Source organism: Polaromonas sp. (genome assembly GCF_039932935.1).
Classification (GTDB): Bacteria; Pseudomonadota; Gammaproteobacteria; order Burkholderiales; family Burkholderiaceae_C; genus Polaromonas.
The window spans coordinates 19,815-30,075 of record NZ_JBDTPB010000142.1 but is presented as its reverse complement, the minus strand read 5'-3'; the positions used below and the strand labels follow the sequence as shown (position 1 = coordinate 30,075).

Annotated in this window: 10 protein-coding genes; 8 read left to right on the top strand and 2 right to left on the bottom strand. The window is 62.2% G+C overall.

Translation table 11 applies throughout. From position 1 onward, the window contains the following. The 6 genes from ABI546_RS21310 to ABI546_RS21285 all read left to right on the top strand — a co-directional run. On the top strand, window positions 1–437 hold a 437-nt coding region (locus ABI546_RS21310), incomplete at its 5' end, for an aminotransferase class I/II-fold pyridoxal phosphate-dependent enzyme (RefSeq protein ID WP_348049995.1). A gap of 108 nt (window positions 438–545) precedes the next feature. Continuing rightward, window positions 546–1,868, top strand: a complete 1,323-nt coding sequence (locus tag ABI546_RS21305; RefSeq protein WP_348049999.1) for a homoserine dehydrogenase — start codon at window positions 546–548, stop codon at window positions 1,866–1,868. Further along, complete coding sequence (gene thrC / locus ABI546_RS21300; protein WP_348049993.1) at window positions 1,868–3,307, top strand: threonine synthase; 1,440 nt, start codon at window positions 1,868–1,870, stop codon at window positions 3,305–3,307. The genes ABI546_RS21305 and thrC overlap by 1 nt, the downstream gene beginning before the upstream one ends. Before the next feature lie 92 nt (window positions 3,308–3,399). Then, window positions 3,400–3,954 carry a molybdopterin-guanine dinucleotide biosynthesis protein B gene (gene mobB, locus ABI546_RS21295; RefSeq protein WP_348049991.1) on the top strand — a complete coding sequence of 185 codons (555 nt, stop codon included), beginning with the start codon at window positions 3,400–3,402 and terminating at the stop codon, window positions 3,952–3,954. 54 nt (window positions 3,955–4,008) lie between these two features. Further along, window positions 4,009–5,301: a gephyrin-like molybdotransferase Glp gene (gene glp / locus ABI546_RS21290; protein WP_348049989.1), complete on the top strand. Its 1,293-nt coding sequence runs from the start codon at window positions 4,009–4,011 to the stop codon at window positions 5,299–5,301. A gap of 7 nt (window positions 5,302–5,308) precedes the next feature. Beyond that, complete coding sequence (locus ABI546_RS21285; RefSeq protein WP_348049987.1) at window positions 5,309–5,560, top strand: MoaD/ThiS family protein; 252 nt, start codon at window positions 5,309–5,311, stop codon at window positions 5,558–5,560. A gap of 11 nt (window positions 5,561–5,571) precedes the next feature. Here ABI546_RS21285 and dapA read toward each other — a convergent pair whose 3' ends face one another. Next, window positions 5,572–6,474, bottom strand: coding sequence for a 4-hydroxy-tetrahydrodipicolinate synthase (dapA, locus tag ABI546_RS21280; RefSeq protein WP_348049985.1), 903 nt, complete (start codon window positions 6,472–6,474; stop codon window positions 5,572–5,574). Between the two features lie 131 nt (window positions 6,475–6,605). Next, the gene (locus ABI546_RS21275; RefSeq protein WP_348049983.1) at window positions 6,606–6,740 is read right to left on the bottom strand and encodes a hypothetical protein; all 135 of its coding nucleotides are present in this window, start codon (window positions 6,738–6,740) and stop codon (window positions 6,606–6,608) included. A gap of 44 nt (window positions 6,741–6,784) precedes the next feature. Between ABI546_RS21275 and ABI546_RS21270 the strand changes: the two genes are divergently transcribed. Further along, window positions 6,785–7,351: a molybdenum cofactor biosynthesis protein MoaE gene (locus ABI546_RS21270; RefSeq protein WP_348049981.1), complete on the top strand. Its 567-nt coding sequence runs from the start codon at window positions 6,785–6,787 to the stop codon at window positions 7,349–7,351. A gap of 135 nt (window positions 7,352–7,486) precedes the next feature. Next, the gene (gene clpB / locus ABI546_RS21265) at window positions 7,487–10,087 is read left to right on the top strand and encodes an ATP-dependent chaperone ClpB (RefSeq protein WP_348049979.1); all 2,601 of its coding nucleotides are present in this window, start codon (window positions 7,487–7,489) and stop codon (window positions 10,085–10,087) included. Window positions 10,088–10,261: the final 174 nt, after the last annotated feature.

Sequence of the window (10,261 nt, the reverse complement as noted above, 5' to 3'; positions counted from 1 at the left end):
ACTACATCGAAGGCCTGAACATGCTGGCCAACATGAAGCTGTGCTCCAACGTGCCCGGCCAGTGGGCCATCCAGACCGCACTGGGCGGCTACCAGAGCATCAACGACCTTACCGGCGAAGGCGGCCGTCTGCGCCGCCAGCGTGACCTGGCGTACGAGCTGATCACCGCGATCCCGGGCGTCACCTGCGTCAAACCCAGCGCCGCGCTTTACATGTTTCCAAGGCTCGATCCCAAGGTCTACCCGATCAAGGACGATCGCCAGTTTTTCCTTGAACTCCTGAAAGAGACCAAGGTCATGCTGGTGCAGGGCACAGGCTTCAACTGGCCTGAGCCAGACCACTTTCGCATCGTCTTCCTGCCGCATGAAGAAGACCTGCGCGAAGCCATCGGCCGCATTGCGAAGTTCCTTGAGAGCTACCGCAACAACCGAACTTGACCCTGCATTTTCGGCCTCCCTGCCCCTCTCTTTCCGCGCCCCTTTTTGGGGTGGCAAGCACCAAGATCAACGTAAAGCAAGACCTCAGCCACTATGAAACCGACGAATTTGAGCCCGATCCGGGTAGGCCTTCTTGGCATTGGCACCGTGGGCAGCGGCACCTACAACGTATTGCAGCGCAATCAGGAAGAAATCCGCCGCCGCGCAGGCCGCGGTATTGAAATCACCATGGTGGCCGACCTGGACGTAGCTCGCGCAAAAGCCGCTGTGGGTGCGGGCGTGCAGGTGGTCGACGACGCCCGCAAGGTCGTCACCAGTCCTGATGTCGACATCGTGATCGAACTCATAGGCGGCTACGGCATTGCCAAGCAGCTGGTGCTTGAAGCCATCGAAGCCGGCAAGCATGTGGTCACCGCCAACAAGGCGCTGCTGGCCGTGCACGGCACCGAGATTTTTGCAGCCGCCCACCGTAAGGGCGTGATGGTCGCGTTTGAAGCCGCTGTGGCCGGCGGCATCCCCATCATCAAGGCGTTGCGCGAAGGCCTCACCGCCAACAGCATTCAGTGGATCGCGGGCATCATCAACGGCACCACCAACTTCATCCTGTCCGAGATGCGTGACAAGGGCCTGGACTTTGACGTCGTGCTGAAAGAGGCACAGCGCCTGGGCTACGCCGAAGCCGACCCCACCTTCGATATCGAAGGTGTGGACGCCGGCCACAAAGTCACCCTGATGTCCGCCATCGCTTTCGGCATTCCGGTGCAGTTCGACAAAGCTTACGTCGAAGGCATCACCGGCCTCGCCGCGCAAGACATCCGCTATGCCGAGCAACTCGGCTACCGCATCAAGCTGCTGGGCATCACCAAGCGCGCGGCCAACGGCATTGAGTTGCGCGTGCACCCGAGCCTGGTGCCGGCCAAACGTCTGATCGCCAATGTCGAAGGCGCGATGAACGCCGTAGTGGTGCAGGGTGATGCCGTCGGCACCACGCTGTACTACGGCAAGGGCGCGGGCAGCGAGCCCACCGCCAGCGCCGTGATCGCCGATCTCGTGGACATCGCCCGCCTGCACACCGCAGACCCCGAGCACCGCGTGCCGCACCTGGCCTTCCAGCCCGACGCGATGAGCGACCTGCCCGTCGTGCCGATGTCCGATGTGGTCACCAGCTACTACCTGCGCCTCAAAGTCGCCGACGAAGCCGGCGTGCTGGCCAAGGTCACCGGCATCCTGGCCGCAGCAGGCATCAGCATCGACGCCGTCCTGCAGCGTGAAGCCGATGAAGTGGGCGGCGAGGGTTCGACCCACACCGACCTCATCATCCTGACGCACGACTGCCAGGAAGCCAAGATGAACAACGCATTGGCGCAAATGCAAGCTTTGCCCACCGTGCTGGCGCCCATCACGCGCATCCGCAAGGAGGAGCTGGCCTGATGCACTACGTTTCCACTCGCGGTCACGCCGACCGCAAACGTTTTTGCGAAATCCTGCTCGAAGGCCTGGCGCCTGACGGCGGTCTTTACCTGCCCGAGCAATATCCTCAAGTGGATGCCACCACGCTGCAGAAGTGGCGCGGCCTCTCGTACGCCGACCTGGCGTTCGAAATCCTCTCGCTGTATGTCGACGACATTCCCGCGGCCGACCTGAAAGCCATCTGCAGCAAGACCTACACCGAAGAAGTGTTCGGCAGCCGCGAAATCGTTCCGCTGAAAAAACTCGAAGATGCTTCGACAGGCTCAGCACGAACGGATTTGTACCTCGAAGCCCTGTCCAACGGCCCCACGCTGGCCTTCAAGGACATGGCCATGCAGTTGCTGGGCAACCTGTTCGAATACGAACTGGCGCGCCGCGGCGAAGAGCTCAACATCCTGGGCGCCACCAGCGGCGACACCGGCAGCGCAGCCGAATACGCCATGCGCGGCAAAAAGGGCGTGCGGGTTTTCATGACCTCGCCCAATGGCCGCATGAGCCCCTTCCAGCAGGCGCAAATGTTCAGCCTGCAGGACGAAAACATCCACAACATCGCCGTCGACGGCGTGTTTGACGACTGCCAGGACATCGTCAAGGCCGTGTCCAACGATTTGGCCTTCAAGCGTCAGTACAAGATTGGCACGGTCAACTCCATCAACTGGGCTCGCTTGATGGCGCAAGTGGTGTATTACTTCGCCGGTTATTTCCAGGCCACGAGCAACAACACCGAGAAGGTCAACTTCACAGTGCCGTCAGGCAACTTCGGCAATGTCTGCGCGGGCCATGTCGCCCGCATGATGGGTCTGCCCATCGGCAAGCTTGTCGTCGCCACCAACGAAAACGACGTACTCGATGAGTTCTTCCGCACCGGTATCTACCGCGTGCGCGGCAGCGCCGACACGCATGAAACCTCCAGCCCCTCCATGGACATTTCCAAGGCCTCCAACTTCGAGCGCTTTGTGTTTGACCTGCTGGGCCGCGACGGCGACAAGACCAAGGCCTTGTTCCATGACCAGTTGGGCAGCCAGGGCTACTTTGACCTGAGCGCCGAGGCCGCCTTCAAGTCGGCTGCGCAGCGCTACGGTTTTGTCAGCGGCAAGAGCACCCATGCCGACCGGCTGGCCACTATCCGCGACATCTACAAGCGTTTTGGCACCATGATCGATACCCACACCGCCGACGGCGTGAAGGTGGCGCGTGAGCAGCTTCAAGCTGGCGTGCCGATGATCGTGCTGGAAACCGCACTGCCCATCAAGTTCGCCGCCACCATCGAGGAGGCCCTGGGCCAGTTGCCTGCGCGGCCCGCAAAGTTTGAAGGCATTGAGGCCTTGCCGAAACGCGTCAAGGTGCTGCCGGCCGATGCCGCCGTGATCAAGCGCTACATTGCCGATAATGTGCATTAAAACGGCTTGTAGCCCTTGTCTGTCGGGCGCAAGCAGCTATATTTTTAATAGCACCATGGCCTTTTTCTCTTTTCATCTGTGAGAGTTTCATCATGAATGTGGTCGCATTTGCGGGGTATTCCGGTTCAGGCAAGACCACGCTGGTCGAAAAGCTGATCCCGGCGCTGAAGGCTCGCGGCTTGCGCGTGTCGGTGGTCAAGCATGCCCACCACAAGTTCGACATCGACCACCCCGGCAAGGACACCTTCCGTCACCGCCAGGCTGGCGCTTTTGAAGTCGTGGTGGCTTCGCAGAACCGCCTTGCACTGATGCGCGAGTTTGAAAAGCCGTCGGAACTCACGGTGCACCAGCTGATTGCCGAGTTGTATGGCGGCGTGGACTGGGTGCTGGTCGAAGGCTTCAAGAGCAGCGACCTGCTCAAGGTGGAAGTCTGGCGCGCCCCCTCGGCCGACTATCCCGGCAAGCCCGCGCTCTACATGGAGGACGACTTCATCGTCGCCATCGCCACTGATGCACCCGACCAGCTGCCCGAAGCAACCTTGCGCCCGGTGCTGGATTTGGGCGATGCCGATGCCGTGGCAGAGTACCTGGTGAACAATCAGGACCGATTCAGCTATTCATTTGAAGATCGCTTCGCGGCTGGTTGACCGGCCTGGCCTTCTTGCTCGGTACGTCCTCCTTCTGCCACCGACACCTGGACCATGGGTACACCCTCTACAACGCCGACCAGTGCAGCCTCTGCGGCCTCTGCACCGCCCGCCCGAGCACACCTGAAGCCGCTTGACGTGGCGCTTGGCGAGTTGCTGGCTCGCGCCGCGCCGTTGCCCGGTCCTGAGACGATTTCCACTTTTGACGCCGATGGCCGGGTGCTGGCGCAGGACCTGACCTCCAGCCTCGATGTACCGGCGCACGACAACAGCTCCATGGACGGCTATGCCCTGCGCACCGCCGACTGGGTCGAAGGCGGCGTACTGCAGGTCAATCAGCGCATTCCAGCCGGCAGCAGCGGCCATGCGCTGGCAGCGAATAGCGCGGCGCGCATTTTTACCGGCGCGCCTATTCCTCCCGGGGCTGACGCCGTGGTGATGCAGGAAGATTGCGACGCAGTGGACGCTACCGAGGGCCAGGCCCACGCTGGTGTGCGCATCAAGGTCCAGCCCCAAGCCGGGCAATGGATTCGCCGCCGCGGGGAAGACGTGGCAGCCGGCGCAGTGGTGCTGCACCGTGGGGAGCGCCTGACGCCGGCCTCGCTCGGCCTTGCCGCCAGCATCGGCTTCGACAAGCTGCAGGTTGCCCCCCGCGTGCGCGTGGCGCTGTTTTCCACCGGTGACGAACTCGTCATGCCCGGCCAGGTCGCGCCGGCCGACATGAAGCCCGGCGCCATCTACAACTCCAACCGTTTCTTTTTGCGTGCGCTGCTGCTAAGGCTGGGCTGCACCGTGACCGATCTGGGCATCGTGCCCGACAGACTCGACGCCACCGTTGCAGCCCTTCAGGGCGCCAGCGCGCAGCACGACCTGATCCTTACCAGCGGCGGAGTTTCCGTCGGGGAAGAAGACCACATCAAGCCTGCGGTGCAAACCCTGGGCGAGCTCAACCTCTGGCAAATTGCCATGAAGCCGGGCAAGCCCTTTGCCTACGGCAAAGTGGGTGCGGCGCATTTCATCGGCCTGCCTGGCAACCCGGTTTCCAGTTTCGTGACCTTCCTGGTGCTGGTGCGGCCTTTTCTGCTGCGCTTGCAGGGCGCGCGCGAAACCGCGGTCAGCCCCGTCGCCATGCCGGCGCACTTTGACTGGCCCAAAGCCGACAAACGCCGCGAGTTTTTACGTGCCAGGTGCAACGCCGCCGGTGGGCTGGACTTGTTTGCCAACCAGAGCTCGGGCGTGTTGACCTCGGCGGTGTGGGGCGACGGCCTCATCGACAACCCCGCCGGTCAGGTGATTGCGCATGGCGACACTGTGCAGTTCATTCCGTTTTCCGCGTTGTTGTTGTGAGGCTGCCATGAAGATCACCGTCAAATACTTCGCCTCCATCCGTGAAGCCATAGGGCAGGGCAGTGAGGTGCGCGACACCTCCACCATCACGCTGGCAGCGCTGCGCGACGAACTCCTGGCCGCCACACCTGCACACGCCGCGGCGCTTGCCCGAGGCAAGTCTGTGCGCATGGCGCTCAACCAGGTCATGAGCGACGAAACAGCCCTCCTCACTGAGGGCTGCGAAGTGGCGTTCTTTCCGCCCGTCACCGGCGGCTGATCTTCGCCGGATCAGGCGAGCGCGGCGTCCAGCCTCTCAAGCCGTTCCACCAGCGCCGCAGACGCCCGCGTCATCGGGCTGCGCAACTCGTCACGCAGCAAACCTCGCCGCGCCAGCAATGCTTTGAGCGGTCCCGGATTGGGTTCCGTAAACAGGCCTTCTATCAGCGGTGGCAGCGGTCCCCATAAAGCCTCGGCTCCGGCCAAGTCGCCCGCCCGGATGCGCTGCACGACTTCCACAAAGCGCTCCGTATGCAAATGCGCCGCGGCTGCAATCGCGCCGCGGCCGCCCGCTGCCGTGGTGGTGAAGATGTTCGCGTCCTCACCCGCCAGCACCTGCAGCCGGCCATCGGTGATAAGGCTCTGTGTTTTGGCCGGGTCGCCGCCGCAATCCTTCAGCGCCTGAATTCGCGGGTGCGTTGCCAGCGCCCGGATGGTTTCAAGTTCCATCTTGCTGCCTGTGCGGTAAGGGATGTCGTAAAGAATAATCGGCACGGCGCTGGCATCAGCAAGGGTGGTAAACCACTCGATCAGGCCCGCCTGGGAGGGCCGGATATAGCTGGGCGCAGGCAACAAGATGCCCGCAATGTCCAGCTTGGACAGGGCCTGAATGCGCGCGGCTGTTTTACCCAGGTGGTAGCCCGACACCCCCATGATCACCAGCAAGCCACTTGCCTCGGCCATCACGGTTTGCAGTACCTCAAGCTGCTCGTCGTCGCTCAGGGCTGCCGCTTCGCCGGTGGAGCCGCACACCACCAGCCCGGCGATGCCGCTGGCGCGGTAGTGGGCCACCAGGCGCGTCAACGAGGGGTAGTCGACTTTTCCCCGGGCAAACGGGGTGACAAGCGGGATCCAGAGCCCCGAAAAATCCTGATTGGCCTGATTGGCCTGATTGGCATTAAGCGCTGTTTGCATGAAGACACATCCCAAAAAACTGACCGGCTTGGAAGGCCGTCATCAGAACAAGAGAAGGAGGTGTCCGCAAAAGACTTTGAGAAGTAACCGGCGGTTCCATCGCTCATTCGACGACGGAACCGCAGCTCCGGTCAAATGAGCAACGGTTTTTTCGATTTGCTGGCGCACAGTCCGGCCACATCCGCGCAATGCAGCGCGAGGGTGTTGGAGAACGTGGTGCGACCGAACATAGCTTTCATATTACCCGAGGCAAGGGTTTTTGCCATGCGATCAGCCCGTTCTGTACCGCCCCAGTGGCAAAATCACAACCATGTACCCGCCCCGCGTCCTGATCACCACCGATGACTTCAACCTCGCCGACGAGGTTGCCGCACTGCGCGCGAACGACAAGCGGGTAGGGGCCGTCTGCACCTTTACGGGTACCGTTCGTGACCGGAACATGACCCCCACGCTTGCCACTGCGTGTGCTGCGCTGCCCCCCGAGGGGGCTGAACTTGCTCGGGGCGGCCCTTCGCTGCGTTCGGCGGCCCCGCAAGGTGACGTGCTTTCTATGGAGCTGGAGCACTACCCGGGCATGACCGAGAAGGCAATCGAGGCCATGATCGACGAGGCCCTGTCGCGCTTTGACATTTTTGGTGCCCGCGTGATTCACCGGGTAGGCCTGTTGCAGCCGCTGGACCAGGTCGTCATGGTGGCGGTGGTGTCGGCTCATCGCGGCGAAAGCTTCAAGGCTTGCGAGTTCCTGATGGACTATCTGAAGACCCAGGCGCCGTTCTGGAAAAAAGAAGAAACGGCGCAGGGCGCCCGCTGGGTCGATGCCCGCGTCAGCGATGACGCAGCGCTGGCGAAATGGGGTATAGGCGCCACCAACGCCTGACGCCTGCTGCGGGTTGATGCACATCAACCAAAGCCCAATGACCTGCCCTGGGTGCCATTGATGACTTGAAAAGGGCCGCAAAAGCCCCAAACTCGGCGATAACCGCTCCTTGGGAGCCATTGCGGAGCCAATTCAATGCGACAAGACAAACTTACCACCAAGTTCCAGGAAGCCCTGAGCGACGCGCAGTCCCTCGCGCTGGGCAACGACAACGGTTATATCGAGCCGGTGCACCTCTTGGCCGCCATGCTGCGCCAGGAAGACGGGCCGCGCGCCTTGCTGGAAAAAGCCGGCGTCAATGTGGGTGGCCTCTCGCAGGCGGCTGATGCCGCTGTCAAGAAGCTGCCACAGGTGCAGGGCCAGGACCAGATCCAGGTCGGCTCCGAGCTGGCCAAACTGCTGCAGGCCACCGAAAAAGAGGCGATCAAGCGCAATGACCAGTTCATCGCGGGTGAGCTTTTCTTGCTGGCTGTGGCCGACAGCAAAGCCGACGTGGGCCGCCTGGCCAAGGAAAACGGCCTGACCCGCAAGGCGCTGGAAGCCGCGATAGACGCCGTGCGGGGCGGGCAAGGCGTGAATAGCGCCGATGCCGAAGGCCAGCGCGAAGCTCTCAAAAAATACTGCATGGACCTGACCGAGCGCGCCCGGCTGGGCAAGCTTGACCCGGTCATCGGCCGCGACGATGAAATCCGCCGTGCCATCCAGGTGCTGCAGCGCCGCACCAAGAACAACCCGGTGCTGATCGGTGAGCCCGGCGTCGGCAAGACCGCCATCGTCGAAGGCCTGGCCCAGCGCATCGTGGCTGGCGAGGTGCCCGACTCGCTCAAAGGCAAGCGTGTGCTGTCGCTCGACATGGCCGCATTGCTGGCCGGTGCCAAGTTCCGCGGCGAGTTTGAAGAGCGCCTGAAAACCGTGCTCAGCGAGCTGGCCAAGGACGAAGGCCAGACCATTGTCTTTATCGACGAGCTGCACACCATGGTGGGCGCCGGCAAGGCAGAAGGCGCCATGGACGCCGGCAACATGCTCAAGCCTGCGCTGGCTCGCGGCGAGCTGCACTGCGTGGGCGCCACCACGCTGGACGAATACCGCAAATACATTGAAAAAGACGCCGCCCTCGAGCGCCGCTTCCAGAAAATCCTGGTGGGCGAGCCGACGGTGGAGGCCACCATCGCGATCCTGCGCGGCCTGCAGGAAAAGTACGAAGTGCACCATGGCGTGCAGATCACCGACCCCGCCATCGTGGCTGCGGCCGAACTGAGCCACCGCTACATCACCGACCGCTTCCTCCCCGACAAGGCCATTGACCTGATCGATGAAGCTGCGGCCAAGATCAAGATCGAGATGGACTCCAAGCCCGAGGTCATGGACAAGCTCGACCGCCGGCTGATCCAGCTGCAGATCGAGCGCGAAGCCGTGCGCCGCGAAAAAGACGAGTCCTCGCAAAAACGCTTTGGCCTCATTGAAGAAGAGATCACCAAGCTGCAGAAAGAAATCTCCGACCTCGACGAAATCTGGCAGGCGGAAAAAGCCCAGGCCCTCGGTTCCAAGGACGTAATGGAAGAGGTCGACCGCATCCGCTTCCAGATTGAGGAGTTCACCCGCAAGGGCGACTTCAACAAGGTCGCCGAGTTGCAGTACGGCAAGCTGCCGGAGCTCGAAAAACGCCTGAAAGAAGCGCAGGCTAGCGAAGCCAGCAAGGGCAAGTCCAACGCACCCACATTGCTGCGGACCCAGGTCGGCGCCGAAGAAATCGCCGAAGTCGTGGCGCGTGCCACCGGCATTCCCGTCAGCAAGCTCATGCAGGGCGAGCGCGACAAGCTGCTGCTCATGGAAGGCAAGCTGCACGAGCGCGTGGTCGGCCAGGACGAAGCCATTGGCGCGGTGGCCAATGCCATCCGCCGCTCGCGTTCGGGCCTGTCGGATCCGAACCGGCCGACCGGCTCGTTCCTGTTTCTGGGCCCCACCGGCGTCGGCAAGACCGAGCTGTGCAAGGCGCTGGCAGGGTTCCTGTTCGACAGCGAAGACCACCTGATCCGCGTCGACATGAGCGAGTTCATGGAAAAGCATTCCGTGGCCCGCCTGATTGGCGCACCTCCCGGCTACGTGGGGTACGAAGAGGGCGGTTACCTGACCGAAGCCGTGCGCCGCAAACCGTACAGCGTGCTGCTGCTCGACGAAGTCGAAAAGGCCCACCCCGATGTTTTCAATGTGCTGCTGCAGGTGCTGGACGACGGCCGCCTGACCGACGGCCAGGGCCGCACTGTGGACTTCAAGAACACAGTGATCGTGATGACCAGCAATATCGGTTCGCCCATCATCCAGTCCATGGTGGGCCAGCCTTATGAGGACGTCAAGGAGGCGGTGGAGGGCGAGCTGAAGAACTACTTCCGGCCCGAATTCCTGAACCGCATCGATGAGACCGTGGTGTTCCATTCGCTCGACGCGAAAAACATCGAGTCTATCGCCCGCATCCAGCTCAAGGTGCTCATGGCGCGCCTGCAGAAGATGGACCTCACGATGGAAGTGTCGGAAGCGGCGATTGCCGAGCTGGCCAAGGTCGGGTTTGACCCGGTCTTTGGCGCCCGGCCACTCAAGCGCGCGATCCAGCAGCGCATTGAAAATCCGCTGTCCAAGCTGCTGCTTGAAGGGCGCTTTCCGCCCAAGAGCACGATACCAGTGGATGTCGACCCGATTCGCGATCCGGGGGTGTTCAGGTTTGAGGCTGCGTCCCAGTAAGCCGCGTTGCAGGCGCTATAGATTTGATAGCTGTTTGCGCTCGTTGCTATTGGGCTGCAGGGTGTTTTGATCCCTGAAAGTCAATAAAAAAGCCCGCTTTCACCATTGAAAGCGGGCTTTTTGCGTTCACGGCGTCAACCGGCGCGGATGGCGTTGAGCCATGCACCATGGGTG